The sequence below is a fragment of the Sabulicella glaciei genome, from assembly GCF_026183895.1.
Classification (GTDB): Bacteria; Pseudomonadota; Alphaproteobacteria; order Acetobacterales; family Acetobacteraceae; genus Roseococcus; species Roseococcus glaciei.
Genome location: NZ_JAPFQI010000001.1, coordinates 955,752 through 981,793 on the forward strand (window position 1 = coordinate 955,752; position 26,042 = coordinate 981,793).

Annotated in this window: 27 protein-coding genes and 1 tRNA gene; 15 read left to right on the forward strand and 13 right to left on the reverse strand. The window is 70.5% G+C overall.

Annotation, left to right across the window (positions count from 1 at the left end; all coding sequences use genetic code 11):
• Positions 1-97: 97 nt before the first annotated feature.
• The 3 genes from clpP to OF850_RS04450 all read right to left on the reverse strand — a co-directional run bounded on the left by clpP (position 98) and on the right by OF850_RS04450 (position 2,369).
• Positions 98-739 (reverse strand): ATP-dependent Clp endopeptidase proteolytic subunit ClpP, encoded by a 642-nt coding sequence (gene clpP, locus OF850_RS04440; protein ID WP_301588621.1) that lies wholly within the window; start codon positions 737-739, stop codon positions 98-100.
• A 184-nt stretch (positions 740-923) separates the two neighbouring features.
• On the reverse strand, positions 924-2,246 hold the full coding sequence (gene tig, locus OF850_RS04445; RefSeq protein ID WP_301588623.1) for a trigger factor: 1,323 nt from the start codon (positions 2,244-2,246) through the stop codon (positions 924-926).
• A 38-nt stretch (positions 2,247-2,284) separates the two neighbouring features.
• Positions 2,285-2,369 (reverse strand) — tRNA-Leu (locus tag OF850_RS04450).
• Positions 2,370-2,482: 113 nt separating this feature from the next.
• Between OF850_RS04450 and OF850_RS04455 the strand changes: the two genes are divergently transcribed.
• A complete protein-coding gene (locus OF850_RS04455; RefSeq protein WP_301588624.1) occupies positions 2,483-3,040 on the forward strand; it encodes a DUF1643 domain-containing protein in 558 nt (185 codons plus the stop codon).
• On the opposite strand, the gene OF850_RS04460 is transcribed toward OF850_RS04455, so the two are convergent.
• Genes OF850_RS04460 through OF850_RS04470 form a run of 3 tightly spaced genes read right to left on the reverse strand, consistent with a single transcriptional unit; the run spans position 3,022 to position 8,308 of the window.
• Positions 3,022-5,409, reverse strand: a complete 2,388-nt coding sequence (locus OF850_RS04460) for a 1-deoxy-D-xylulose-5-phosphate synthase N-terminal domain-containing protein (RefSeq protein ID WP_301588626.1) — start codon at positions 5,407-5,409, stop codon at positions 3,022-3,024. The genes OF850_RS04455 and OF850_RS04460 overlap by 19 nt on opposite strands.
• A gap of 38 nt (positions 5,410-5,447) precedes the next feature.
• The gene (locus OF850_RS04465; RefSeq protein WP_301588628.1) at positions 5,448-6,848 is read right to left on the reverse strand and encodes a malonyl-CoA decarboxylase; all 1,401 of its coding nucleotides are present in this window, start codon (positions 6,846-6,848) and stop codon (positions 5,448-5,450) included.
• Between the two features lie 23 nt (positions 6,849-6,871).
• Positions 6,872-8,308 carry an NAD(P)H-hydrate dehydratase gene (locus OF850_RS04470; RefSeq protein WP_301588630.1) on the reverse strand — a complete coding sequence of 479 codons (1,437 nt, stop codon included), beginning with the start codon at positions 8,306-8,308 and terminating at the stop codon, positions 6,872-6,874.
• A gap of 45 nt (positions 8,309-8,353) precedes the next feature.
• Between OF850_RS04470 and OF850_RS04475 the strand changes: the two genes are divergently transcribed.
• The 7 genes from OF850_RS04475 to OF850_RS04505 are packed head-to-tail and all read left to right on the forward strand — an operon-like array spanning position 8,354 to position 13,133.
• A complete protein-coding gene (locus tag OF850_RS04475) occupies positions 8,354-9,673 on the forward strand; it encodes a sulfite oxidase (protein WP_301588632.1) in 1,320 nt (439 codons plus the stop codon).
• 17 nt (positions 9,674-9,690) lie between these two features.
• Positions 9,691-9,990 carry a hypothetical protein gene (locus OF850_RS04480; RefSeq protein WP_301588633.1) on the forward strand — a complete coding sequence of 100 codons (300 nt, stop codon included), beginning with the start codon at positions 9,691-9,693 and terminating at the stop codon, positions 9,988-9,990.
• Positions 9,987-10,601, forward strand: a complete 615-nt coding sequence (locus OF850_RS04485) for a hypothetical protein (protein ID WP_301588634.1) — start codon at positions 9,987-9,989, stop codon at positions 10,599-10,601. Before OF850_RS04480 ends, OF850_RS04485 begins: the two co-directional genes overlap by 4 nt.
• A gap of 29 nt (positions 10,602-10,630) precedes the next feature.
• Complete coding sequence (gene parA, locus OF850_RS04490; protein ID WP_301588635.1) at positions 10,631-11,257, forward strand: ParA family partition ATPase; 627 nt, start codon at positions 10,631-10,633, stop codon at positions 11,255-11,257.
• 7 nt (positions 11,258-11,264) lie between these two features.
• Positions 11,265-11,723 carry a CopD family protein gene (locus OF850_RS04495; protein ID WP_301588637.1) on the forward strand — a complete coding sequence of 153 codons (459 nt, stop codon included), beginning with the start codon at positions 11,265-11,267 and terminating at the stop codon, positions 11,721-11,723.
• Positions 11,720-12,148, forward strand: a complete 429-nt coding sequence (locus OF850_RS04500; RefSeq protein ID WP_301588638.1) for a GNAT family N-acetyltransferase — start codon at positions 11,720-11,722, stop codon at positions 12,146-12,148. The genes OF850_RS04495 and OF850_RS04500 overlap by 4 nt, the downstream gene beginning before the upstream one ends.
• 10 nt (positions 12,149-12,158) lie before the next feature.
• Complete coding sequence (locus OF850_RS04505; protein ID WP_301588640.1) at positions 12,159-13,133, forward strand: zinc-binding dehydrogenase; 975 nt, start codon at positions 12,159-12,161, stop codon at positions 13,131-13,133.
• 459 nt (positions 13,134-13,592) lie between these two features.
• Here OF850_RS04505 and OF850_RS04510 read toward each other — a convergent pair whose 3' ends face one another.
• Entirely contained in the window at positions 13,593-14,543 is a 951-nt protein-coding gene (locus OF850_RS04510; protein WP_301588641.1) for a Bug family tripartite tricarboxylate transporter substrate binding protein, read from the reverse strand.
• Between the two features lie 165 nt (positions 14,544-14,708).
• On the opposite strand from OF850_RS04510, the gene OF850_RS04515 reads away from it, so the two are divergent.
• The 3 genes from OF850_RS04515 (at position 14,709) to OF850_RS04525 (ending at position 17,419) form a co-directional block, all read left to right on the forward strand.
• Positions 14,709-15,704, forward strand: a complete 996-nt coding sequence (locus OF850_RS04515; protein ID WP_301588644.1) for a cysteine synthase A — start codon at positions 14,709-14,711, stop codon at positions 15,702-15,704.
• Positions 15,689-16,354, forward strand: coding sequence for a serine O-acetyltransferase (gene cysE / locus OF850_RS04520; protein WP_408906455.1), 666 nt, complete (start codon positions 15,689-15,691; stop codon positions 16,352-16,354). The genes OF850_RS04515 and cysE overlap by 16 nt, the downstream gene beginning before the upstream one ends.
• Positions 16,355-16,432: 78 nt before the next feature.
• Positions 16,433-17,419 (forward strand): glycosyltransferase family 2 protein, encoded by a 987-nt coding sequence (locus OF850_RS04525; RefSeq protein WP_301588645.1) that lies wholly within the window; start codon positions 16,433-16,435, stop codon positions 17,417-17,419.
• Positions 17,420-17,422: 3 nt separating this feature from the next.
• Here OF850_RS04525 and OF850_RS04530 read toward each other — a convergent pair whose 3' ends face one another.
• Positions 17,423-18,433: an NADP-dependent oxidoreductase gene (locus OF850_RS04530; RefSeq protein WP_301588647.1), complete on the reverse strand. Its 1,011-nt coding sequence runs from the start codon at positions 18,431-18,433 to the stop codon at positions 17,423-17,425.
• Positions 18,430-20,127, reverse strand: coding sequence for a 3-dehydroquinate synthase (gene aroB, locus OF850_RS04535; protein WP_301588648.1), 1,698 nt, complete (start codon positions 20,125-20,127; stop codon positions 18,430-18,432). The genes OF850_RS04530 and aroB overlap by 4 nt, the downstream gene beginning before the upstream one ends.
• A 36-nt stretch (positions 20,128-20,163) precedes the next feature.
• Between aroB and OF850_RS04540 the strand changes: the two genes are divergently transcribed.
• Both OF850_RS04540 and OF850_RS04545 read left to right on the forward strand, forming a co-directional pair.
• Positions 20,164-20,310, forward strand: coding sequence for a hypothetical protein (locus OF850_RS04540; RefSeq protein WP_301588650.1), 147 nt, complete (start codon positions 20,164-20,166; stop codon positions 20,308-20,310).
• 3 nt (positions 20,311-20,313) lie between these two features.
• Positions 20,314-21,219, forward strand: a complete 906-nt coding sequence (locus tag OF850_RS04545) for a tyrosine recombinase (protein WP_301588651.1) — start codon at positions 20,314-20,316, stop codon at positions 21,217-21,219.
• On the opposite strand, the gene OF850_RS04550 is transcribed toward OF850_RS04545, so the two are convergent.
• The 4 genes from OF850_RS04550 to OF850_RS04565 are packed head-to-tail and all read right to left on the reverse strand — an operon-like array spanning position 21,201 to position 25,050.
• Positions 21,201-22,163, reverse strand: coding sequence for an NAD(P)H-dependent flavin oxidoreductase (locus OF850_RS04550; RefSeq protein WP_301588652.1), 963 nt, complete (start codon positions 22,161-22,163; stop codon positions 21,201-21,203). The two genes, OF850_RS04545 and OF850_RS04550, sit on opposite strands and share 19 nt — an antisense overlap.
• Positions 22,160-23,122: a Bug family tripartite tricarboxylate transporter substrate binding protein gene (locus OF850_RS04555; RefSeq protein WP_301588654.1), complete on the reverse strand. Its 963-nt coding sequence runs from the start codon at positions 23,120-23,122 to the stop codon at positions 22,160-22,162. The genes OF850_RS04550 and OF850_RS04555 overlap by 4 nt, the downstream gene beginning before the upstream one ends.
• A complete protein-coding gene (locus OF850_RS04560; RefSeq protein WP_301588656.1) occupies positions 23,119-24,282 on the reverse strand; it encodes an acyl-CoA dehydrogenase family protein in 1,164 nt (387 codons plus the stop codon). The genes OF850_RS04555 and OF850_RS04560 overlap by 4 nt, the downstream gene beginning before the upstream one ends.
• A 33-nt stretch (positions 24,283-24,315) precedes the next feature.
• On the reverse strand, positions 24,316-25,050 hold the full coding sequence (locus tag OF850_RS04565; protein WP_301588657.1) for a hypothetical protein: 735 nt from the start codon (positions 25,048-25,050) through the stop codon (positions 24,316-24,318).
• Between the two features lie 197 nt (positions 25,051-25,247).
• On the opposite strand from OF850_RS04565, the gene OF850_RS04570 reads away from it, so the two are divergent.
• Positions 25,248-25,655: an ATP-binding protein gene (locus tag OF850_RS04570; protein WP_301588659.1), complete on the forward strand. Its 408-nt coding sequence runs from the start codon at positions 25,248-25,250 to the stop codon at positions 25,653-25,655.
• A 29-nt stretch (positions 25,656-25,684) separates the two neighbouring features.
• Positions 25,685-26,008: an STAS domain-containing protein gene (locus OF850_RS04575; RefSeq protein WP_301588660.1), complete on the forward strand. Its 324-nt coding sequence runs from the start codon at positions 25,685-25,687 to the stop codon at positions 26,006-26,008.
• Positions 26,009-26,042 lie beyond the last annotated feature (34 nt).

Genomic DNA, 26,042 nt, shown 5'->3' on the forward strand with positions numbered 1-26,042 from the left:
CGTTGGCGAATGATAGCCCCCCGGAACCCCCGGGGGGAAGCGCGCCTTCCCCGGGGAGCATCAAGCACCCCGGGGAATTGAAACTTGCCAAAGCCGGTTAGGTTTTCGCCGGCTCGGCGGTAACGGGCCGGGTGGTCACGACCTGGTCGATCAAGCCGAAGGCCAGGGCCTCCTCCGCCGACATGTAGCTGTCGCGCTCCAGCTTGGCCTCGATCGCCTCGACCGGCTGCCCCGTGTGCTTCACGTAGATCTCGTTCAGCCGGCGCCGCAGCGTCAGGATTTCGCGGGCCTGGATCTCGATGTCCGTCGCCTGACCCTGGGCACCGCCGGAGGGCTGGTGCACCATCACGCGGGCATTGGGCAGGGCGAAGCGCTTGCCGGCCGCGCCGGCCGTCAGCAGCAGCGAGCCCATGGACGCCGCCATGCCGATGCAAACCGTCGAGACGGGCGAGCGGATGTACTGCATCGTGTCGTAGATCGCGAGGCCAGCAGAAACGACACCGCCCGGAGAATTGATATAGAACGAGATCTCCTTGTTCGGGTTCTCGCTCTCCAGGAACAGCAGCTGGGCGCAGATTAGGGAAGAAACCTGATCGTAAACGGCACCCGTCAGGAAGATGATCCGCTCCTTCAGCAGGCGCGAATAGATGTCATAGGCCCGCTCGCCGCGGCTGGATTGCTCCACCACCATCGGAACCAGCGAGTTGTTGTACACTTCGACCGGATCGCGGTCCCGCATGGATTGTCTTTCCCGAAAAAGTCGCCCGCCCCGGGATGGGCGCGGGCGGCGGGCCGGCCCGGCGAATCCCGCCCGGCGCCCTGCCCTCCAGCCCGCATCATGTGGTGCGGCGGGGGGGCAGGAAAAGCCCCCTTCCCCACCACCGCAAAACCCCCCCGGCCGAATGGTGGCCGGGGCGCCGCGGTCACTCGCCCTGGGCGGCCTTCTGCAGGGCCTCGGGCGACATCTCCTCGTCCGTCACCTTGGCCAGCTCCAGCATGAAGTCCACCACCTTCTCCTCGAAGATCGGGGAGCGGAGGTTGTCCATGGCCTGCGGGTTCTTCTGGAAGAACTCGAAGACCTGCTTCTCCTGACCCGGGTAGCGGGCGACTTCCTGGCGAAGCGCGTTGGACAGCTCGTCGCGCGTCACCTCGATGTTGTTGGTCCGGCCGATCTCGGCGATCAGCAGGCCCAGGCGGATGCGGCGCTCGGCGATGGAGCGGTACTCCGCCTTCAGCGTCTCCTCGTCCTTGCCCGCATCGTCGCCATCCAGCTTGCCGGCCTTCATGTCGGCCTCGACGCGCTGCCAGATCTGGGCAAACTCGCCCTCCACCATACCCTCCGGCACGGTGAAGCTTGCCTGGTCGGCCAGGGCGTCCAGCAGCTTGCGCTTCACGGCGAGGCGGGAGGCGGCGTCGTACTCGCCCTGCAGCACCTCGACGATGCGCTCGCGCAGCTTGTCGAAGCTTTCGAGGCCCATCTTCTTCGCCAGCTCGTCGTCATGGGCCGGCTTGGCATAGACCTTGAGGGACTTGGCCGTGACGGTGAACTCGGCATCCTTGCCGGCCAGCTCCGCCGCGCCGTACTCGGCCGGGAAGGCCACCTTGACCACCCGCTCCTCGCCCGGGGCCATGCCTTCCAGCTGCTCGGTGAAGCCAGGGATGAAGCCGGGGCCCGCGACCTCGATGGGCATGTCGTTGGCCGAGCCGCCCTGGAATTCCTCGCCGCCGATGCGGCCGACGAAGTCGCAGACCAGCACTTCGCCCTTCTGGGCGGGACGAGCTTCCGTCTCCTCAAGGGAGGCGTTTCGGCGGCTGATGTTGTCCAAAGCCTCCTGCACCTGCTCGTCGCCCGGGGCCGCCTTGGGGCGGGTCAGAGAGATGGCTGCGAAGTCCGGCATCGGGATCTCGGGCAGGATCTCCACGTCCACGCGGAACTCCAGGTCGGCACCGTCATGGAAGTTGATCAGCTCGATCTTGGGCTGGAGGGCCGGACGCAGGCCGCGCTCCGACACCACCTTGCCGGTGGCTTCCTGCACGGAGGTCTCGAGCACCTCGCCCATCACGGCCTGGCCGTAGCGGGCCTGGACCACCTTCTGCGGCACCTTGCCGGGGCGGAATCCCGGAATCTTCATGTCCTTCGCGAGCTCGGCGAGGCGCTTGTCCTTCTGCGCGGCGATGTCGGCAGCGGGCACCACCACCGTATAGGCCCGCTTCAGACCCTCGTTCGCAACCTCCGTCACCTGCATCGCGCGCAATCCATCCAATCTGTGCCGGGACTTCCCAGTGGTGCGGGCGGAGGGACTTGAACCCCCACGGCTTGCGCCACTGGAACCTAAATCCAGCGTGTCTGCCAATTCCACCACGCCCGCGTCCGTATCCGCGTTCCGGGTCGGAAGCCGGGCGTGTAGCGGAAACCCCCGGCCGCGCCAAGCCAGCGTCGCGGCGGCTAGCCAGGGCGGCCGGGTCCCACGAGGATGCGGCCATGGCCGACCCTCATGACCCTGGCGGCCGCGTCCGGCTGCGCCTAGCGGAGGACGTGGTGTCCGAAGCCGAATTCTCCCCCTGCCGGCGCTGGCGCTGGACCCTCGAGCGGCGGTGGGATGGAAAGCCCATCGGCAGCCCCGGCGTCGCGGCGGTGATCGGCATGAACCCATCCACCGCGGACGTCGACGTGGATGACCCGACCGTGCAGGGGGTGATGTGGCGCGCCCGGCACCTCTGGGGCGCCGGGGGCTGCGTGATGCTGAACGCCTTCGCCTATCGCGTCACCGACAAGCGGCGGCTGCTGGAGGTGGACGACCCGGTGGGGGCGGAGAACGACGCGGCCATCGCGCGCCACGCCGCCCGCGCGTCGCCCCTGGTGGTCGCCTGGGGGCAGCCGCCGAAGCCGCTCGCCGGACGAGGGCCGCAGCTTGCTTCCCTGCTTGCCGGGCTGGGGCTGCAACCGCTTTGCTTTGGGGTGAACGGGGATGGCAGCCCGAAGCACCCGCTCTACCAGCGGCGCGATGCCCCGCTGGTCCCCTACCCGATCAGGAGCTGAGCGCACGCGTCCAGGATCGTTGCCTCGTCCAGCCCGTATTCCGCGTAAAGGTCAGGAAGGTCGCCGGCCTGGCCGAAGCGGTCCACGCCCAGTGCTGCCACGCGCTGCCCGCGGACCGCCCCCAGCCAGTCCAGCGAGGCCGGGTGCCCATCCAGCACGGTGACGATCCCGGCCCCCGGGGCCAGCGGCGCCAGCAGCGACTCGACATGGGAAGGGGCCGCGCCGGGTCCACCCCGCGCCTGCCGGCGGGCCTGCAGCCACCCCTGATGCAGCCGGTCCGGACTGGTGACGGCGAGGAGCCCGGCGCCCGGTTCCTCCGCCCGCAGCGCCCCGAAGGCGGACATCGCCTCGGGGGCGACCGGACCCTGGTAGGCGATCGCGATGCGCGCGCCGGGCGCGGGCGGAACCATCCAGTAGCCGCCGGCGATCACCGCCTCCGGGTCCAGCTTACGCTTGGGCTGGGCGAGGCCGCGTGTCGAAAGGCGCAGCCACACGGAGGAACCGTTCTCCGCCTGCATATGCGCGAAGGCATGGCGCATCAGCACGGCAAGCTCGTCGGAGAAGGCAGGCTCGTAGCTGGAGAGCCGGTCCTGGGCCATGCCGATGAGCGGCGTGTTGACCGATTGGTGCTGCCCGCCCTCCGGTGCCAGCGTCAGGCCCGACGGGGTCGAGACGAGCAGGAAGCGCGCATCCATGTAGCAACCGTAGATCAGTGCATCGAGGCCGCGATTGACGAAGGGATCGTACACCGTCCCGATTGGCAGGAGCCGTGCGCCGTAGAGCGAGTGGGCGAGGCCGCACGCCGCCAGCACGAGGAACAGGTTCTGCTCCGCGATGCCGAGCTCGATGTGCTGGCCCTCGGGCGACATGCCCCAGCGCTGCGCCGAGGCGAGCTTGGCGTCGCGGAACACGTCGTTCTTCTTGTGCCGGTCGAAGATGCCGCGCCGGTTCACCCAGGGGCCGAGGTTGGTCGAGACCGTCACGTCCGGGCTGGTGGTCACGATGCGCGAGGCCAGGGCAGCGTATTCCCCCTCCCCACGGCCGATGCCGGCCAGGATCTCGCCGAAGGCGGCCTGGGTGGAAAGCTTCCGGCCCTCGGGCACCTTGGGCACCGGCAAGGCAGCAGGCACCGGGATGGTGGGCGCGGAAAGGCGCCGGCCTTCCGCTGTCAGCGGCTTGGCGAAGGGGGCCTCCTCCACCACGCGGCGCAGCGCCGCCTCCGGAAAGGGAAGCCCTTCGAACGGGTCCCACTCATGCCCGGGGCGGATTTTCATCTCCGTCCGGAACCCCTCCATCTGCTCCTTCGTCATCAGCCCGGCATGGTTGTCCTTGTGCCCGGCGAAGGGCAGGCCCATGCCCTTGATGGTGTAGGCGATGAAGCAGGTCGGCTGGTCTCCGGCCGCGTCCTGGGCGCGGAAGGCCTCCAGCAGCGTCTCGACGTCATGCCCGCCGAGATTGGTCATCAGCCCCGCCAACTCCTCGTCGGAGAGCGGGTCGATGATGGCGCGCACCCCATCCTCGCGGCCCAGCTCGGCCAGCAGCGCCGCGCGCCATGCGGCGCCGCCCTGGAAGGTCAGCGCGGCATAGAGGCTGTTCGGGCAGTCATCGATCCAGCGGCGCAGCGCCTCGCCGCCCTCGCGGGCGAAGGCGGCCTGGAGCTTGCGGCCGTATTTCAGGGTGACGACGTTCCAGCCCATGTCCCGGAACAGCCCCTCGATGCGGCCGAAGAGACGGTCCTGCACCACGGAATCGAGGCTTTGGCGGTTGTAGTCCACCACCCACCAGACGTCGCGTATGTCGTGCTTCCAGCCTTCGAGCAGGGCTTCGTAGATGTTGCCCTCGTCCAGCTCCGCGTCGCCGACGATGGCAACGTGGCGCCCGGCCGGCACGCTCGGCGGGGCGAGGTCCTTGAGCCGCACGTAATCCTGCACCAGCGAGCCGAAGGAGGTCAGCGCGACGCCGAGCCCGACGGAGCCGGTGGAGAAATCCACTTCCGCTCCATCCTTCATGCGGGAGGGATAGGGCTGGACGCCGCCGAACTGCCGCAGCGTCTCCATCCGCTCCGGCGACTGGCGACCCATCAGCAGGTTGATGGCGTGGAAGACCGGCCCCGCGTGAGGCTTCACGGCGATGCGATCGGCGGGCCGCAGCACCTCGAAATACAGCGCGGTCATGATGGACACGCAGGAGGCGCAGGAAGCCTGGTGCCCGCCCACCTTCAGCCCGTCCCGGTTGGGACGGACATGGTTGGCGTGGTGGATCATCCAGGCGGACAGCCAGAGGAGCTTGCGCTCGATGGCGTGCAGGAGCTCGACACGCTGCGCTTCGGCCGGGGATTCGGCGCGTCGCGCCAGGGCCTGCTGGTTCATCGGGGTTCCTCCGGCTTGTCCCCGACTCTACCCTGGATTCAGCTCTTCACAAGTTTGCGGACCGGTGCGGACATGGCGCGCCTGCCCTCGCCCGCATAGGCCTCGTGATTGTCCTCGATCGCCTCGGGGTCGTAGAGGTAGTTGACCATCATCCCCGCGCTCTCGCGCATGCCCTTGGGGCTGATGTCGCCACGCCAGTTCAGGCGCTCGATGCGCGCGCCGTTGCTGAGGTGGAAATGCGCAACCGGATCGGCGGCGCGCTTCGGGTTCCGGCCACCTTCCACGGCGAGGTAGCGCAGGCAAAGCCGGCTCAGCACGGGTTCCAGCGCCTTGAGCGTCGGCGCGTCCCAATCCTTGCGCGCCATCAGCATCTGCAGCGCCGCGAGGCCGGAGGTGCCGGGCGAGGCCTGCGCCGCCTGGCGAAGCACCTCCGTCTCCTCTGGAGTCAGCAGCCCCTCCGCGCCCGCCTCCTCCCGCGCGGCCAGCCAGCGGCAGAAGCCGGGGATCGGCGAGAGGGTGGCGAAGTTGCGCAGGTTGCGGAACTCCAGGCCCAGCACATCGACCACGCGCTTGATCAGGAAGTTGCCGAACGCAATGCCGTCGAGGCCGCGCTGGCAGTTATTGATGCTGTAGAAGATCGCCGTGTCGGCCTTGGCCGGGTCCATCACCTCGGCCGTCGGGTCCAGCAGGGCCTGGACGCTGCCGGCGAGGCCCTGGACGAGCGCGACCTCCACGAAGATCAGCGGCTCCTCCGGCATGCGGGGGTGGAAGAAGGCGTAGCAGCGGCGGTCGCTGTCCAGGCGGTTCTTCAGGTCTTCCCAGCTTTCGATGCGGTGCACCGCCTCGTAGCGGATCAGCTTCTCCAGGAGGGCGGCGGGGCTGTTCCAATCGATGCGGCGCAACTCCAGGAAGCCGACGTCGAACCAGGAAGCGAGCAGCGTCTTGAGATCCGCTTCCAAGGCGCGCAGCAGCGGGTCGTCGCCCATCAGGCCGAGAAGGTCCTCGCGCAGATCCACCAGCAGCTTCACCCCGTCCGGAATGCCAGTGAACTGCGTCATCAAACGGACGCGCGGGCTTTCCAGGGCGCGGCGCAGGGCGACCTTGGCCGCGGCCTTGCCCGCAGGGTCGGTTGCGCCCGTCCATTGCGCCATTGCCTTCTCGACGGCCACCGGGTCCGCATCGAACTCCGCCAGCGTGCGGAGAAAGGACAGCCGGTCCGCCGCTGGCAGGGATCGGTAGGCAGCCGCGAGCTTCGCCGCGCGGGCGCGGGCCGAAACCTCGCCACCCCGTCCGGACAGGCAGGCCCCCATCTGCTCGGCGATGGAGAGCTCTTCCTCGCGGCCCGAGACGCGTTCCGCCATGTCGCGCCAAAGGCCGGTCACGCGCCGGAGGGCGCGGTCCACCAGGGTCTCGGCGGGAATCACGACGACGTCAGACATCAAACTTCTCTCCGGGCGACTGTCTATATTAACGCCGCAACATGGAGAAACGTAGCGTGAATTTGCGGTGGCAGATCCTCCGCGATCATGCCTGGGCCGGCCCTCTGCGCGGCCTCGCCTTGCAGCCAGGCGGCGGCGCATGCGGCTTCGAAGGGCGGCATTCCCTGGGCCAGCAGGGCAGCCGCGATTCCGGCCAGCACGTCGCCCGTTCCGCCGGTGGCCAGCCAGGCAGGCGCGTTGTCGTTGATGGCGGCTCGCCCATCCGGCGCGGCGATCACCGTATCGCTGCCTTTCAGGAGGATCACCGCCCCGGACTGCGCCGCAGCCCTGCGCGCCGCTTCAAGCCGGTCCTTCCCCACCTCGCCGAACAGGCGCGCGAACTCGGCCATGTGGGGGGTCAGGATGGCGGCGCCGTGCAACCGGTCTGGGTGGCCCGCAAAGGCGGTGAGCGCACCCGCGTCGAGGACGAGGCGCTTCCCAGCGGCAAGCAGCGCAGCCACCGTCCCGCGGGTCGTGGCGTCGGGGGGAAGGCCTGGGCCTGCGCAGAACACCTCGCGCCGACCATCCTCCAGCAGCGCCTCGGGCCAGTCGCCCGTGAGGGTCAGGGCGCCCGGCTCGGCCATGCGGTGCGCGCGTGCTGCGTTCTCGCTCTCGCAGGCCAGGGTGACCAAGCCAGCCCCGGCGCGCCGCGCCCCCCGCGCCGCAAGCAGCGCGGCCCCTGACAAGGCGTCGGAGGAAAGCATTGTCACATGCCCGCGCGAATGCTTGTGCGTGGCGGTGTCGGGCTGCGGGAGCCGCCACAGCCCTGGACCGTTGCGGAAGCTGCGCGGACCGATTCGGTCCAGCACGGCTTCCGGCAGGCCGATCTCGGCCAGGACCGTCTCGCCGCAAAGGTCGCGGCCGGGCAGCAGGAGGTGACCAGGCTTCAGCCGGAAGAAGGTCACGGTCAGCGCCGCCTGCCGCGCGAGGCCCCGCACCGCGCCGGTGGCGCCATCCACTCCGCTCGGCACGTCCACCGCCACGATCGGCGTTCGGATCGCGCAGAGCGTTTCCGCCACTTGGCCGTCAACCGGACGGGACAGGCCAGCGCCGAACACCGCGTCCACCACCAGCCCGGCACGGGCAAGGGACGCAGGGGCGAAGGGGCGAATGGGGCCGCGCCAGTGCGCGGCAGCTCCCGCCGCGTCGCCATTCGGCGGGGCCAAGGGCGCCACGGCAACGTCCCAGCCCGCGCGTTCCAGGTGCCGCGCGGCGACATACCCATCGCCGCCATTGTGTCCTGGCCCGGCCAGGACCAGCACGGGCAAGGGGCGGAAGCGCGAGCGGATGGCGCGGGCCACGGCCGCGCCGGCCGCCTCCATCAGCGCCGGTCCGTTCCCGGCGAGGCGGTCGGCCTCGGCCATCTCGGTGGGGGAGAGCAATTCGCTGGGGGTTGCGGCGCGGCGGGTCATCGCGCTCATAATCGGACGAAGCCGCGCGAAAGCGGAACAGCCGGAGGAACCCCCATGGCCGAACGTTCGATCCAGGAGCTTTACCGCGACGACCCCGAGCGGGCCGATGCCGTGGCCTTTGGCCGGCGCGGCGCGCTGAAGGGAGCGGCCCTCACGGCCATGGGCGCCGCCCTGGGCGCGGCCATCCCCTTCGCCCGCCACATGCCGGAAGGGCACCTGCCGGCGCTCTTCGCCCGGCCCGCCTCGGCGCAGGGCAGCGGCGGCAACGCCCCGCCTGTGCTGCGGTTCGAGGGCAAGGCTGACCTGATCCTGCAAGGCGACCGCCCGCTCGTGGCCGAGACGCCCGAGCACATGCTGGACGAGCCCATCACCAGCTACCGCCATTTCTTTATCCGCAACAACGGCCAGATCCCCGAGCAGCACACGGGCGACGCCGATTCGTGGCGCATCACGGTGGATGGCGAGGTGAACTCGCCCCTCAACCTGACCCTTGGCGAGCTGCGCTCCCGGTTCGAGAACGTGACGATGCAGCTGCAGATGGAATGCGGCGGCAACGGGCGTGCCCATTTCGCCCCGCAGACGCGCGGCAACCAGTGGGGCAACGGCGCCATCAGCAACGGCCAATGGACCGGGGTGCGGCTGCGCGACGTGCTGCGCGCCGCCGGGCTTAAGCCGGGCGCCGCGCATACCGGGCATTTCGGTGCGGACCCGCATCTGTCGGGCGCGGCGGACCGCGCCGCCATCTCGCGCGGGATGCGGCTCGCCAAGGCGATGGATGACGACACGCTGATCGTGTTCCAGCTGAACGGGCAGCCCATCCCGCACATCCATGGCGCGCCGGCGCGGCTGCTGGTCCCGGGCTGGCCGGGCAGCCTGTCCCAGAAATGGCTGACGCGCATTGCGGTGCTGGACAAGCCTCATACGGGGGCCGGCATGGGCGGCACTTCCTACCGCCTGCCGGTCACGCCCATCGTGCCGGGCAGCAGCAACGATGGCCGCTCCTTCACGGACATGGAGAGCATGCCGGTGCGCTCCATCCTGTCCTCCCACGCACATGGGTCGCGGCTCCCCGCTGGCACCCGCGAGCTGGAACTCCGCGGCGCCGCCTGGGCGGGCGACCTTTGGGTCAGTTCCGTCCATGTCTCCACGGATTTCGGGGCGAGCTGGCAGAGGATGGAAGTGGCCGCCCCAGCCAACCGTCACGCCTGGCAGCGCTGGCAAGGCCGCATCGCCCTGCCGCGCGACGGGTATTACGAGATCTGGTACCGCGCCACGGACAGCGAAGGCCGAATGCAGCCCCATGCGGCCGCGAACTGGAACCCGCAGGGCTATGGCGCCAATCCGATCAGCCGCGCCGCCATCCTGGTCGGGTGAGGATGCGTCGCTTCCTGTTGCTCGCCCTCCTCCTCGCCACGCCGGCCGTGGCGCAAGAGGAAGAGCCGTCTGTCCTGCCCGGAGGGCCGGGCCAGGAGGAGGTGTTCTACGCCTGCACCGCCTGCCACTCGACCGCGATCATCCGGCGCTCCGCCTTTGACCGGAATCGCTGGGACGGGCTGATGGACTGGATGACCGAGGTACACGGCATGGCGCCCCTGGAAGGCGAGGAGCGGCGGCAGATCGTGGACTACCTCGCGCAGCATTTCGGCCCGCGCGGTGGGGCGGCGCGCGGACGCAACCCCTTCCTGCCGTGATCGCACGCCTCGCCTGCCTGCACACGGCACGCAGCAACGCCGCCCTGTTCGAGGCTGCGGCCGAGGCCCTGCCGGTGCGCGCTTGCGAGTTGTCCCACCACGCCCGTCCCGACCTGCTTCGGGAGCCGGACGAGGCGACGCTGAACGAGGCGGCGCGGGTCATGGAGGCGCTGGCGCGCGCCGCGGATGCGGTGATCCTCACCTGTTCCACCATCGGGCGGGCGGTGGAGCGGGTGCGCGCGCCCTGTCCCGTCCTGCGCGCCGACGCGGCCCTGGCCGAAGCCGCGACGCGCTCGGGCGGCGAGGTGAGCGTGCTTTATGCCGCGCCCACTACGCGCGAGCCCACGGAGGCGCTGTTCTCGGCCGCTGCCGCCCGCACGGGCGCCACCGTATCGCTGCATTTCGTCGCGCAGGCCTGGGACAGCTTTCTGGGCGGTGACCTCACCGGCTACCATGCCCGCATCCGCGAGGCGGCGGAGGGTGCGACAGGCCGCGTTGCCTTCTCGCAGGCCAGCATGACCCCCGCAGCCGAGGGTCTCGCGCCGCGCCCCCTCACCGTCCCGGGTGCCGCCATCCTCGCGGCCCTGCGGGCGATCCGCGAGGCGCGCTAGACTCCGCGCCGAATCGAAGGGGTAAGGGCATGGCCTTCGTGATCGCGGTCGCGCAGCAGAAGGGGGGCGCAGGGAAATCGACCCTCGCGGCCAACCTCGCCATCGCATTGGGAGAAGGCGCTCCCGTCACCCTGCTGGACACCGACCCGCAGCAATCCCTGGCGCGTTGGCACGCCATTCGGGTCGCCCAGGGCCATGCGCCGCTGCGCTTCGACACGCCCTCGGGCTGGCGGGTGCCTGGCGCACTGGACGGGCTTCGGCGCGGGCCGGGCTTCGTGGTGCTCGACACCCCACCGCAGGTGGACACGGACGCGAAGCAGATGCTGCGCGCCGCCGACCTCGTGTTGATCCCCCTGCAGCCATCCTTGCCGGACCTTTGGGCCAGCGAGGCGACGGTCGCCCTGGCCGAGGGCGAGCGGAAGCCCTGGCGGTACGTGCTCAACCGCGTCCCGCCGCAATCGCGCGTCGCCGACGTGGTGCTGGAGGAACTCAGCCGCCGCAAGGCGCCGGTGTTGGAGGAACGCCTGGGCAACCGCGCGGCCTATGCCACGGCCTTCGCCACCGGCCAGGGCGTCACCGAGGCGCAGCCCCGTTCCGCCGCCGCTTCCGAGCTTCGGGCCCTCGCCTCTTCCATCCGAGGGCTCGCCGGCCAATAACAGGAGGATGTTGCCAAACCTCCTTTACGCCCTGCACGTCCTCTTCGCCGCGCTCTGGGTGGGCGGCATGGCATTCGCCATCCTGGCATTGCGCCCCTCCCTCGCCGCGCTTGAACCGGCGCAGCGAATGGCGCTGATGGGCGGGACGCATCGGCGGTTCTTTCTTGTCGTCTGGCACGCCATGCCGATCGTGCTCCTTTCCGGCTACGGCCTGCTTTTCGGCTATTACGGCGGCTTCCGGGGCGCGGGCTGGCACGTGCACCTGATGCACCTGACCGGGCTGCTGATGGCCGCCGTGTTCCTTGCGATCTTCTTCGGCCCCTGGAAGCAGATGCGCGCCGCCCTGGCCGCCGGCGACCAGGCGGGCGCCGCTGCCGCCAATGACCGGGTCCGCCAGCTGGTCACCGCGAACCTCCTCCTTGGAACCCTCACCGTGCTGGTCGCGGCGTGGGGCCGGCTGGGATGAATCCGCCCAGGCTGACCATCAGCGACGACGACTACCCCGAACTGGAGGCGGTGGCTGCCATCCAGCGCGGCCTCCACACCTTCAACCAGGAGATGGGGGGTCCCTATGATCGCGAACCGGTGACGGTGCTGGCACGCGACGAGGACGACGTGGTGAAGGGCGGGCTGCTCGGCCTCACCTACTGGAACTGGCTGTTCATCGACTGGCTGTGGCTGTCGCGCGAGGTTCGCGGCCAGGGCCTCGGCACCGACCTTCTTTCGCGCGCGGAGGCGGTGGCGCGCGCGCGTGGCTGCACCGACGCCTATACAGACACCTTCTCCTTCACCGCCGCGAATTTCTGGAAACGCAACGGCTGGATCGAGGCGGGGCGGCTGGACGGCATGCCGCCCGGCCATGCGCGCATCTGGTACCGCAAGACACTCTGAGGAGACATCCATGAAGGCCGCCATCGTCACGGATCAGGGCCTCGCCGTTCAGGAGGTGCCCGAGCCGAAGCCAGGGCCGCAGCAGGTGCTGATCCGCCTGCGCGCCATCGGCATGAACCGCGCCGACCTGTCGGTCGCGGCAGGCCACCGCCACGGAGCGATCGGCGGCCCGGGGGCCATTCCCGGCCTCGAAGGCGCCGGCGAGGTGGTGGAGGTCGGGTCGGAGGTGCCGGACTCGATCCGCCCCGGCATGCGCGTCATGGCTTCCCTCGCCTCCTCCTTCGCCGAGTACGCGGTGGCCGATTGGGGCCGCGTGTCGCCCATCCCGGATGCCAACATGTCCTGGGAGGTCGCCGCCACCCTGCCGGTGGCGCTGCAGACCATGCATGACGCGGTGGTGACGCATGGCCGCGCCGGCCCTTCACGCACGGTGATGATCCAGGGCGCATCCTCCGGCGTAGGACTCATGGGATTGCAGGTCGCGCGGCTGATGGGCAGCCCCGTGGTGATCGGAACCTCCACCAATGCCGAGCGCCGCGCCCGGCTGCGCGAGTTCGGCGCGACCCTCGCCGTGGACACCAACGATCCCGGCTGGGTGGACCAGGTGCTGGAGGCCACGGATGGGCGCGGCGTGGATTCGGTGGTGGACCAGATCAGCGGCTCGCTGGTCCGGCACACCATGCGCGCCACCGCTATCCTGGGCCGCATCGTGAATGTCGGGCGGCTGGGCGGCATGGTCGCGGATTTCGACTTCGACCTCCATGCCGCGCGACGCATCACCTACATCGGCGTGACCTTCCGCACGCGCTCCGCCGACGAGATCCGCGAGATCGTGCGCAAGATGCGCGCCGACCTTTGGCCCGCGCTGGAACGCGGCGAGTTGCGCCTGCCGCTGGACCGCTGCTTCCCACTGGACGACGTCGAGGCGGCGCTGGCGCACATGAAGGCCAACGCGCATTTCGGAAAGATCGCCCTGATCCCCTGAGGGGGCCATGCCATGACGGCCGAGAAGGCGCCACTGCGCGTCGTCATCCTCGGCGCGGGCTCTGGTGGACCGGTAGAACCACCATCTGCTCCAGCTGCTGCATCAGGTGGCGACGACGGCGCCCGGACCCGGGGCCATCGCTTGGCCGGTGCGAACCATCTTCTGCCCTGATGGGCGAAGTGACGGGGGTGGGCACGCAGGCGCGGTTGGTGGTTCGCATGGCCAAAGGGATCCCCGTCCTTCAGCCGCGATGGTGATCGCCACCGGCTCGACGCACTCTTATTTCAGCCACGACATATGGGCGCGGCCCGATGCCCCACCTTAAGACCCTGAACGACGCGACCGCCTTGCGCGCTCCCTTCTCCTCACCTTCAAGCAAGCGGAGCCCAGGGAAGGTTCGGCCGACCGGACAGCACGGCGCCCAGCTCATCACCGGACGCCGTCGGGACGAGTGAGGCGCTAACTCAGCTGCATGCCAGTGCGGCGCACCACCTCGGCCCAGCGGGTGGCGTCGGCGCGCAGGCGCTCGCCCAGCGCCTCGGCCGGGGCGTCCACCGGCTCGATGCCCAGGCCCTTCAGCCGCTCCGCGACCTCCGGCACGTGCAGCACCTGACCCACCGCGGTGTTGATGCGCGTGATCAGCGCAGGGTCGGTACCCCTGGGGGCGACCAGCCCATGCCAGCCCGACGCCTCCAGCCCCGACAGCCCCGCCTCGGACAGCGTCGGCACCCCCGGCAGGGCCGCGGCGCGGGCACCCGTGGACACGGCGAGGCCCTTCAAACGCCCAGTCCGCACGTGGTCCGTCACGGCGCCGATGTTGATCATCACGCCCTGAAGCGAGCCGCCGAGCAGGTCATTGATCGCAAGCGCACCGCCGCGATAGGGCGCATGGGTCCAGGTGGTCTCGGTCACCTGCTGTAAAACCTCGATCAACAGGTGCGAAAGTTGCCCATTGCCCGGCGTCCCGACCGCGACCGGGGTGCGCCGGCTGTATTCCACGAACTCAGGCAGGGAATTGGCAGGAAAATCAGCGCGGGTGACCAGGATCTGCGGCACGGAGGTGACCTGCGCCACAGGGACAAGGTCGGTCAGCGGATCGAAGGAGAGACGCGGGAAGAGGGCCTTGTTGATGGATAGGCTGTCCGCGCCCGCAACCAGCGTCAGCCCATCCGGACGCGCCCGTGCCCCAGCCTCATAGCCGATGTTGGAGCCAGCGCCTGGCAGGTTTTCGACGAGGATGGACGTGCCCAAGGCCGGCCCCAGGTGACGCGCGATGAGGCGCGCGACGATATCCTGCGAGCCGCCGGGCGCCACCGGCACGATGAGGCGGATCGACCGCTCGCCCTGCGCGAAAGCCGGGAGGGGAAGCGCCAGGGAGGCAGCGGCAGCCAGGAGCGAACGGCGATCCATCGTGAAAATCCTTATTGCACGATCAATCTACGTTTTATCTTGGAGGAATTGCAGCCAGTCAACGTGCTTTAGCGGCGTAAGATCGGCACGGCGCGCGTCCCGGCCACGCGTGGGAAGCGTGAATGGGGATTTCCACGGCGCGCCACGCAGACATAAGCTGTCCCCATGTGGACCGCCCCCTCCGCCGGCCTTCTCGGCTCCATCGGCAACACGCCCCTCATCCGGCTGCATCGCGCGAGCGAGGCAACGGGGTGCGACATCCTCGGCAAGGCCGAGTTCATGAACCCAGGCGGCTCGGTGAAGGACCGCGCTGCCCTCGCCATCATCGAGGCGGCGGAGCAACGTGGCACGCTGAAGCCCGGCGGCGTGATCGTCGAGGGAACGGCGGGCAACACCGGCATCGGCCTGACGCTGGTGGGCAATGCGCGTGGCTACCGCTCGGTCATCGTGATGCCGGAGACGCAGAGCCAGGAAAAGATCGACTTCCTCCGCATGATCGGCGCCGAGCTGCGCCTCGTTCCCGCCAAGCCCTTCAAGGACCCGGGCAACTACGTCCATGTCTCCCGCCGCCTCGCCGAGGACGAAGGATGGTTCTGGGCCAACCAGTTCGACAACCTCGACAACCGTGAGGGGCATCGCCGCACCTCGGGGGCGGAGATCATCGCCCAGGCCGGTGGCAAGGTGGATGGCTTTACCTGCGCCTGCGGAACGGGCGGGACGCTCGCGGGCGTCGCCCTGGCGCTGAAGGCGCATGATCCCTCGACCCGCGTGGTCCTGGCCGATCCGCTGGGCAGCGCCCTCTATTCCTGGCGCAAGACTGGCGAGCCGGTGATGTCGGAGGGCAGTTCGATCACCGAGGGCATCGGCCAGTCCCGCGTCCCCGCCAATCTGGAGGGCATGCCGATCGACGACGCCATCCAGGTGACGGATCCGGAGGCGCTGGAGCAGGTCTTCGACCTGACGCGGCACGAAGGACTGTGCGTCGGCGGCTCGGCCGGGCTGAACGTCGCGGCGGCGATCAAGCTGGCGCGACAGATGGGTCCGGGGCACCGCATCGTCACCATCCTGTGCGACGGCGGCGCCCGCTACCAGTCCAAGCTGTTCAACCCTGAATTCCTGCGCGGCAAGAACCTGCCCGCGCCGCCGTGGCTCGAATCATGATCGGCGAATTGCTGGAACTCGGCCGTTCCATCCGCGAACGGGACCCGGCCCGGCCCTCCTGGGGCGAGGTGGTGTTCTCTTATCCCGGCCTCCACGCCGTGCTGTGGCACCGCCTGGCCCATGCGCTGTGGCGCGCCGGGCTGCGCGGCGCGGGGCGCTTCGCGTCGCATCTCGGCCGGATGCTGACGGGCATCGAGATCCATCCCGGCGCACGGATCGGGCGGCGTCTGTTCATCGACCACGGAATGGGGGTCGTGATCGGCGAGACGGCGGAGATTGGCGACGACGTGCTGATCTATCACGGCGTCACGCTGGGCGGGCTTTCGCTCAAGCCCGGCAAGCGGCACCCGACGATTCGCGACAAGGCGGTGATCGGCGCGGGCGCGCAGGTCCTCGGGCCCATCACCGTCGGGCGCGGCGCGCGGGTGGGCGCGAATGCGGTCGCAGTGAACGACGTGCCGGACGGCGCCACGGTGGTCGGCATCCCGGCGCGCTGCCCACCCTCCGACTGCCCGCAGGAGCCGAATGTCGGATACGGGCTTTCGGCCTCCAACCCCGACCCGGTCGGGGAAAGGCTGGCGGCGCTGGAGATGGAGGTCCGCCGCCTCCGCGCCGAGACGGAGCGGAGCGCGCTGCGGGAGCGAAGCTAAGGTCGCAACCGACGCACCCGTTCGACGCTTACCATAGGGGCAGGGGACAGCGCCCGAGCCCAGCATGGAAGGTGTCGCATGGACGTTTCCGTCATCCTGCCGCTCCGCGCCGGTGCGCCATCCCCGTCCGGAACGCTGCGCTCGGTCCTGGGCCAGCGCCATGCGCCGCGCGAGGTGATCGTGGTGGATGACGGTGCCACGGAAGAAGGTCTCGCCCTCGCCGCGGAGTTCGGGCGGCGCCTCACGATACAGCGCGTGGAACGCTCGGGCGGCGTGCAGGCGATGCGCAATGCCGGCATTGCCCGGGCGCGAGGCGATTGGCTGGCCTTCATCGAGGGGGGCGAAAGCTGGGAGCCGGACTTCCTGCTCCGCATGGCCGCGCTGCACCGCGCGGCTCCGAAGCTGGACCTCCTCTTCGCCGATTTCCGGCACGAGGCGACACCCGGTGCGACCGGCTTCGGCGCGGCCATCTCGGGTTGGTGGGAAGCGAGCGGGCGGCGCGACATCCCCGAAGGATGCGTGTTCGAGCGGCTGGTCGCTGCCCTCGCCTTCCGCTGGACGCCAGTCCGGCTTTCCGCCTCCCTTTTCGCCCGATCACTGGTGGAGCGCGCCGGGGGCTTTGACTCACGGATGCGCGGCCTCCGTCCGGAGGGGTGGGAGTTCATCCTGCGCTGCCTTTATGCGGGTCGCCCCGGTGCGCTGCCCGATCCCATGGTTACGATCCGGCGCGACAGCGGCACCACGCTGCACGACCAGGCCCAGCACCTGAAGCAGGAGGTGGAATTGCTGCGCTTCGTCCTGCGCCACCACCGAGAGGCGGTGCCGTTCCGCGCCGTGATCGAGCAGGAGCTTCAACACCGTAGCGTCGCCGCCGCGGAGCTTGCCTTCGCGGAGCGCAACCACGCCCTGGCGCGGCGCCTCCTTTCCGAGGTCGCGCCCCGCGACCGCCCGCCGCGGCTGCGTGCTAAGGCGGCGTGCCTTGCCCTGCCGGACAGGCTGGGGCTGCCCTTGAACCGGCTGCTCCAGCGCCTGTCGGAATGGCAGCAGCGCCGCGCTGCTGCCTGAAGGTCAGATCTTCACGACGAGCTTGCCGAAATTCTCGCCGCGCAGCAGGCCGATAAAGGCGCGCGGCGCCCGCTCCAGCCCCTCCACCACGTCTTCCTTCCACTTCAGCTGGCCGGCGCGGATCATCCCGTCCATCTCGGCCAGGAAGCGCCCGTAGCGCTGCCAGCCCGTGTCGAACACGATGAAGCCCTGGATGCGCAGCCGCTTGCGGACCACGGCGCCCAGGTTGGGACCTGGCTCGGCCTTGGAGGTGTCGGCCCCGGGGGCGGTGTTGTATTGCGAGATCATCCCACACATCACCATGCGCCCGAAGTCGCGGAAGCGCGGGAAGACCGCGTGCTGCGTCTTGCCGCCCACATTCTCCCAGTACACGTCGATCCCGTCCGGACAGGCCTTGTCCAGCTGGGCATCGAGGTCGCCACGATGGTCGAGGCAGGCGTCGAAGCACAGCTCCTTCACGACGAAGTCGCACTTGGCCTGGCCGCCCGCGACGCCGATCACCCGCGCCCCGCGTGCCTTGGCGATCTGTCCCGCCACCTGCCCCACCGCGCCGGACGCCGCGGAGACGACGACGGTCTCGCCCGGCTTGGGCTGGCCGATATCCTCCAACCCGACCCAGGCGGTCAGGCCCGGCATGCCCAGCAGGCCGGTGTAAGTGGAAAGCGGCGCGATGCCCGTGTCCACCTTGCGGAGCGCATCGCCGTCCGCGACGCTGAAGCGCTGCCAGCCCTTGCTGCCGGCGACGAGGTCGCCCTCGCCGAAGCGGGGGTCGTTGCTTTCCACGACCTCGCCGACCGTGGCGCCTTCCATGACCTCGCCGAGCGCGACGGGCTTGGCGTAGCTCTTCGCGTCGCTCATGCGGCCGCGCATGTACGGGTCGAGCGACAGGAAATGCGCGCGGACCAGGACCTGGCCGGGACCGGGGCTTGGAATTTCGGTCTCCACCACCTCGAAGTCGGTCTCCGACGGCTCGCCCGTCGGGCGGTTCCGCAGCAGCACCTGCGTGTTCTTCATGGACTTGCTCCCTCCTCGATCAGCAAGCGGCGCACCGCGTCCTCGGGCACGTCGTCCGCGGTCAGGCAATGCCCGGCCCCGCGCAGCAGCACGAAGCGCATCTGCCCCTCGCGCGCCTTCTTGTCCGCCCGCATCCGCGCCATCAGCGCATCGGCCGTGAAGCGGCGCGGGAGGTCGGCAATCCGGACCCGCATCCCGCATTCGCGCACGTGCTCGCGCACGCGCCCGGGCATTTCCTGCGAGCAGAGGCCAAGCCGCGCCGAAAGCTCCGCCGCAAGGCCAAGGCCGATCGCCACCGCCTCTCCATGCAGCAGCGCGTCGCCGTAGCCGGTCTCGGCCTCCAGCGCGTGGCCAAAGGTGTGGCCGAGATTCAGCAAGGCACGCCCGCCCTGGGCCTTGGTTTCGAACTCGTCCTCCGCCACCACGGCGGCCTTCAGGCGGCAGCTTTCCAGCACGGCATGCGCCAGCGCGGCCGGGTCGCCCGCCAGTGCACGCGGGCCATTCGCCTCGCACCATTCCCAGAGCGCGCCATGCAGGAGTCCGTGCTTCGCCACCTCGCCCCAGCCTGCCTGCAGTTCGCGCGGCGGCAGGGTGCGGAGCGCGCCCGTATCGGCCAGGACCAGGCGTGGCTGGTGGAAGGCTCCAACGAGGTTCTTGCCGTGCCGAGTGTTGATGCCGGTCTTGCCGCCGACCGAGGAATCCACCTGAGCCAGCAGGCTCGTTGGGCATTGCACGAAAGGCAGGCCGCGCAGGACGGAGGCCGCCGCGAAGCCCGCTAGGTCGCCCACGACACCCCCGCCCAGCGCCACCACGGCGGTGCGCCGGTCGGGCTTCGCGTCCAGTATCGCTTCCACCACCCGTGCGTATTCCGCGAGCGATTTCGACGCCTCGCCCGGGGCGACCGTCACTTCGCCCGCCAGGGTGAATCCCGCCTCAGCAAGGCTGGTGCGAAGCGTGGGCAGGTGGTGCAGCCCGACGTTGCGGTCCGTGACGACGACGCAGCGCCGGCCGTCCAGCCGCGCCGCCATCTCCGCCCCCACGCGCGCAAGCATCCCTTCGCCGATCAGGATGTCATAGGCGCCGCGGTCGAGCTCCACACGCAGGCGCTCGGCCGGCCGGTGCGCCAGGATCGCCTCGGCGACGCGGCGGGTGGTCTGCTCCGGCGGCTCGTCCTGGCAGGGAACGACGAGGTCGGCCTGGGCGTAGAGCGGGTGGCGCGCCGCCATCAGCCGCTCCAGCACCTCGCGCGGATCGGCGTTGCGGAACATCGGGCGATGCTCCCGCCCCGCCACGCGGCGCAGCAGCAAGGGCAGCCGCACCTTCAGCCAGACGGTGAGCGCACCGGAGGAGCGCAGCAGCGCCCGCGTTTCCGGATCGGCGAAGGCGCCGCCGCCGGTGGCGAGCACCACGGGCTCCGCGCCGTTCACCAGGCGGCCGATCACGCGGCGCTCGCCCTCGCGGAAATGCGCCTCGCCATAGCGGGCGAAGATCTCGCTGATGGCGATGCCGGCCGCCTGCTCGATCTCGGTGTCGGCGTCGCGGAAGGGCAGGCCCCAGCGCGCGGCAAGGCGCCGGCCGATGGAGGATTTCCCGGCGCCTGGCATCCCGACCAGGACGACCGAACGGCGCGGGGGCAAAGCGGCGGCGGATGGAAGGGGGGCGAGGTTGCGCGACACGGTCCGCGAAGGTAGCACGAAGCCCGCGCCGTGCGAGGGGATGCCCCGGTTTCCATGTTCCGTCGTCCGATCCTTCTTCTGATCCTCCTGCTGATCGCGGCCCTTGTGCTCGGCTTGCTGGCGCTTGGCGCCTTTCCGCCGGACGTTTCGACCTCGCCGGTCGAGCGCGTCCTGCCGAATGACCGGTTCCAGACGCGGTAGCGCGTGGCCCTCCATCTTCTGGAAGCCTTCCTGGAGATGATGGCGGCCGAGCGTGGCGCCGCGCGCAACACGCTGCTCGCCTACCGGACCGACCTTGCGGAATACATCGCGGCGCATGATCCGGTGCGGGCCGATGCGGCGGAACTCCGCACCTATATCGGCGGGCTGGCCGGCCGTGGCTTCTCGCCGCGTTCCCAGGCACGGAAGCTGTCCTCGCTGCGGCAGTTCCACCGCTTCCTGGCGCGCGAGGGGCTTCGCCTCGACGACCCGACCGAGTTGCTGGAAAGCCCCAAGGCCCCTGGCCCGCTGCCCAAGGCGCTGACCGAGGAGGAGATGGACCTCCTCACCATGGGCGCGGCCTCCCTGCCCGACAGCCAGGCGCCGGTGGCGTTGGCGGTGATCGAGCTGCTCTACGCATCCGGCCTGCGTGTCTCGGAACTGGTGACGCTGCCTTCCGGCGCGCTGCGCGGCGACGCACCGCTGGTGACGGTGCGCGGCAAGGGCGCGAAGGAGAGGCTCGTGCCCGTTTCCCGTCGCGCGCGCGAAGCGACTTCCATGGCGCGCGAAGGCCTGACCAAGCGCGGCAAGGGGCGGCCGCAGGCGCAGCGCTGGCTCCTTCCCTCACGCGGGGCGTCGGGGCATCTGACGCGGCAGGGGGTCGGGCTCCTGCTGAAGCAGGCGGCGCTGGCGGGCGGGCTGGACCCGGCGCGGGTGTCGCCGCACGTGCTGCGCCATTCCTTCGCCACGCATCTCCTGTCGCGCGGCGCCGATCTCCGCGCGCTCCAGACCCTGCTCGGCCACGCCGACATCGCCACCACGCAGGTCTACACCCGCGTGCTGGAGGAAAGGCTGCGCGCCGTGGTCGAGGAGCATCACCCCCTCGCCCGGCTTCAGCCCAGCGCCGCCTGAGCCTCCGCGCCCAGGCGGTGCAGCCGTTCCAGCACCGCGCGCGCCTCCGCGCCCATGCGCCGCACCACCTCGCCGGCCGAGGGCAGGTCCTCGATCAGCCCGACGCATTGCCCGGCCCAGACATAGCTGTCCTCCAGCGCGCCTTCGCCCACGCCGCGCGCATTCGCCTCGCCGGAGATGAGGGGAAGGATGTCCTCGCCCTTCGCCTCGGCCGCGACGATCGCCTCGGCATGGCGGGAACGGAGGACGCGCCCCGGCTGGCCCACGCTGCGCTTGATCAGCATGGTCTGTTCCGGCTGCGCGGCGAGCAGGGCGTGCTTGTAGGCGGAATGCGCCCGCGCCTCCCTCGTGGCGACGAAGCGCGTGCCCATCTCCACCCCCTCGGCGCCCAGGGCCAGCGCCGCCACGAGGCCTCGCCCATCCGCGATGCCGCCGGAGGCGAGGACCGGGATGGACACGGCGGCGGCGACGCGCGGCACCATCACCATCGTCGTCTCGTCGCTGCGCCCGATATGGCCGCCGCCCTCGAAGCCCACCGTGGCGACGAGGTCGGCGCCCGCCGCCTCCGCCTTGCGGGCCAGCTCCGGCCCGGCGGTGAGTACGAGCACCTTGGCCCCGCCATTCACCCGGCGGATCCAGGGTGCGGGATTGCCGGCCGTGAGGGCGATCACCGCCACCCGCTCCTCCAGCGCAACCTCCAGCATCGGCGTGATGTCGAAGCGGCCGATGGGCAGGTTCACCCCGAAGGGCTTCGCGGTCATCGCCCGGCAGGCGAGGATCTCCGAACGCAATCCTTCCGGGCCGTCCAGCCCGACCGTGCTGATCTGGCCCAGCCCGCCCGCCTCGCTAACGGCGGCGCAAAGCTCCGCCCCTGCCACGCGGGCGAGGCCCCCCTGGACGATGGGAAGGTCGATGCCGAGCATCTCGGTGACTCGGGTTCTCATCCTGCGGTCGCTCCCGTCGCACGCACGACTTCGGCCCAGCGCGCAACCTCGGCGGCGACGAAGGGGCGGAACTCGGCCGGCCCCATGCCGGAGGGGATGGCCCCCAGGGAGCGGATGCGCGCGGCATTCGCCTCCTCCCGCAGGGCGGTGGCGATGATGGCGGCCACGCGCTCCACGATGGCGGGCTGGGTTCCGGCGGGCGCCATCAGCGCCTGCCAGGCGGTCGGCTCGAAATCCGGCCAGCCCAGCTCGCGCGACAAGGGCGGAATGTCGGGGAAGTCGGGATGCGGCTCGCGAGAGGAGATGCCAAGCGCCCGCAGCCGCCCCTCGCGGATGAAGGCGGATTGCGGCGGCAAATTCTCCAGGACGGCATCGATGCGGCCGGCGATGAGCTCGGTCACCGCCGGGGCGGAGCCGCGGAACGGCACGTGGGTTCCTTGCGCGCCAGCGCGGCGCAGCAGCACTTCCATCGAAAGATGCGGATGCGTGCCGATTCCCGCCGAACCGAAGGAAATGCCTCCCGCCTTCGCCATGGCCCAGTCCAGGAACTCCTTGGCGTTCCGCACGGGCGTGGAGGGATGCACGGACAGGACGTTCGGCACCATGGCGATCACCACGGTGGGCGCGAAGTCGCGCAGGAGGTCGAAGGGGAGGTTGCGGTGAAGCGTCTGGTTGATGGTCGCCGCCGCCGCGACGACGGCAAAAGTCTGCCCGTCGGGGGCGGAACGCGCCACCTGCTCCAGCCCGACATTGCCGCCCGCGCCCGTGCGGTTCTCCACAAGGAAGGAGCCGCCCGTGGCCGCGCCTAACGCTGCGGCGGAAAACCGCCCAAGCGTGTCGGCGGCCCCGCCCGGCGCGAAGGGCACGACGAGGCGCACGGGCCCGTTGGGCCAGGATTGCGCCGCGGCCAGCCCGGGCAGCAGAGCCGGGGCGGCCAGCAGGGAGCGTCGCGCGATCATCGCATTATCTCCTTCGCGATCAGCAGGCGCTGGATGTCGGAAGCGCCCTCGAAGATCCGCAGCAGTCGCACGTCGCGGAAGAACTGCTCCACCACGGTGCCGCGCATGTAGCCCATGCCGCCGTGGATCTGCACGGCGCGGTCGGCCACGCGCCCCACCATCTCGGACGCGAAGAGCTTGCAGCACGCGATGTCGGCGATGATCCCGCCCTGCGCCTCGCCCGCCGCGTCGAAGGCTCGCGCCGTTTCCAGCACCATCGAACGGGCCGCTAGGAGCTCCGCGCGGGAATCGGCGAGCTGCGCCTGCACGAGCTGGAACTCCGCGAGGGGCTGGCCGAACTGCTTGCGCTGCCGAGCATAGGACAGCGCCTCGTCCAGCAGGCGCTGCGCCTGCCCGACACAGGTGGTGGCGACGTGCAGACGCGCGTGGTTGATGCCGCGCATCGCCGTCTTGAAGCCACCGCCCTCGCGCCCGCCGATCAGCGCCGTCTCGGGCACGCGGACGCCATCGAAATACACCTCGCTCGTCGCGCTGCCGTCTTGTCCCATCTTGCGGTCGGCCGGGCCCATGGTGATACCGGGCGTGTCGCGCGGAACGATGAAGGCGCTGATGCCGCCTGCCCCGCGCGAGCCCTCCTCGGAGCGCGCCATCACGATCAGCACCTGCGCCTGGCGGGCATTGGTAATGTAGCGCTTGCTGCCGTCGAGGACGAATTCCGCGCCGTCGCGCCGCGCGCGGGTCCGCACGCCGCCGGCATCGCTGCCGGCTTCCGGCTCGGTCAGGCAGAAGGCGGCGGTGGCCTCGCCGCTCGCCATGCGCGGCAGCCATTCGCGCCGCTGCGCCTCCGTCCCGTTGTAGAGGATGGGCTGCGAACCGAGTCCGATGGTGGTGGAGAAGCGGGCGCGGAACACGGCGGAGGCATAGGTGACCTCCATCATCACCCGCACCTGCTGCTCCATGGAGAGGCCCAGCCCGCCATGGCGCGTGGGGATGGAGATCCCGAACAGCCCAGCCTGCCGCAGGAGGTCCGTGAGGTCCTCCGGCAGGGTTTCCTCGCCTTCCAGCCGTGGCTCCGCCGGGATCAGGCGGTCGCGCACGAGGCGCCGGATGTTTCCCAGGTATTCCGCGAAGGCGTCGGCCTCCACCACTCCATCCGGCATCGCGCCCCTCCCTGTTTGAGGGGAAGCTAGACCTTATGCCTCGGCCAGCGCCAGACGGCGGATGAGCCAGACCGCACGCTCGAAGGCGGCCGTGAGGCGGAACACCGCCTCGTTGCGGCTGCTGGCGGCGCGGGTGCGGAGGTCGCGCATCATCTCGCCGCGGTCGCCGGCCAGCTCGGACAGCCAACGCCGTGCGGCGGGGTCGCGCACGTCGCGCAGCTCCTCCAGCAGGAGGTGCAGCGCCTCGGCCATCGGCGCGGCTTTCTCCGGGGCTGCCCTGCCCGTGTCGACGAAGTCGGCGACGGCCTCGCGCAACTCTCCCAGCTGGTCGAGCCGCGCCCGCACCGCATCGGCCATGACCTCCGCGGCCGAGGAGCGTGACATCAGCGCCGCCTCACCGAGACAGCGCTGCGGTTCCCGGTCGCCGGCCTGCAGCGCCGCATCCGCGCCCGATCGGTCTCCGCCCAGTGCTTCCTCGTGGCGGGCCCGCAAATCGTGATGGTCGCGGCCGAGCCGCGCGAGCAGCCCGCTGGGTGCGATGCCGCTGGCATCCGCTGCGGCGAGGCTTTCCCGCACCGCGCCAAACGCAATCTCGAATCCGGCGCGGTGCGTCGCCAATGCCGCTGGGTCCGGGCCGCGCAGGAGCATGTTCTTCCATTCCTGGACCTGGCGGCCGAACCCCGCCTGCGCCCCGCGCACCGCATCCAGCCCGGCCACGGCGTGTTCCAGCCGCGCCGCCTCCGCGGCCTCGGCCCGTGGGCCCGCCAAAGCGCGAAAAGACCAAACCCACCCTGCAGCAGCGTGGCAAGGATCAGGGCGCCGGCCAGAGAATGCGGCGGCGATCTGTCATCGCTTCGTCACGAACTATGCCCCGCATCCCCCGATGCCGGCGCGACCCTCACCCTGCCCGGCGCGGGGCGTCACGCTTGCGGCGCGGCGCGTGGCGGGCCAGCTTGCGGGGAACGATGAGCCCGTTCCGTCTCCGCCTCCCGCCGACGCTCGACAGCGTCACCGCCCTTCAGGAAGCGCTGGATTCCTGGTCCGAGGAAGCGGGCCTGCCCATGCCGGTGGCGATGCGCCTCGCCCTCGTCGCGGAGGAGGTCGCGGCCAATGTGGCGAACCATGCGACCGGCGCGAGCTACTTCGAGTTCGGCGCGACCCTGCAGGCGGAAGGGGTCCGGCTTTCTCTGACCGATGACGGGCCGGATTACGACCCCCTCGCGCACACGGCGCCCGACACGGCGGCCCCGCTGGAGGAGCGCGACCCCGGTGGGCTGGGCATTCACCTCGTCCGCACGATGACACGCGATGCCGTCTATGCGCGCGAAGGCGGACTCAACCGCCTCACTTGCACCCTTCCCCTTGGAGGGTAGATTCCGCCCACTCGCTGGAGAGACAAGTCATGGACATCACCGAAGCCCAGGAAGCCGGCCGCGCCGTCGCCGTGCTGGACGGGCGCCTGGACACCGCCACCGCCGCGATGACCGAGGCGAAGCTGACCGAGATGCTGAAGCAGGGCGGCCTGATCGCCGACCTGTCTGGGGTGCGCTACGTTTCATCGGCCGGGCTGCGCGTCCTGCTGAAGGCCGCCAAGCAGGCCAAGGAGGGCCAGGTCCCCTTCGCTGTGGTCGGGCTGCAGCCCCCGGTGCGCGAGGTGTTCGAGATCAGCGGCTTCGACAAGATCATTCCCGCCTTCGGCACGCGGGCCGAGGCTGCCGCGGCCTGAATCCGGAGCTTCTTGCGGGACTGGCCAGCCTCGC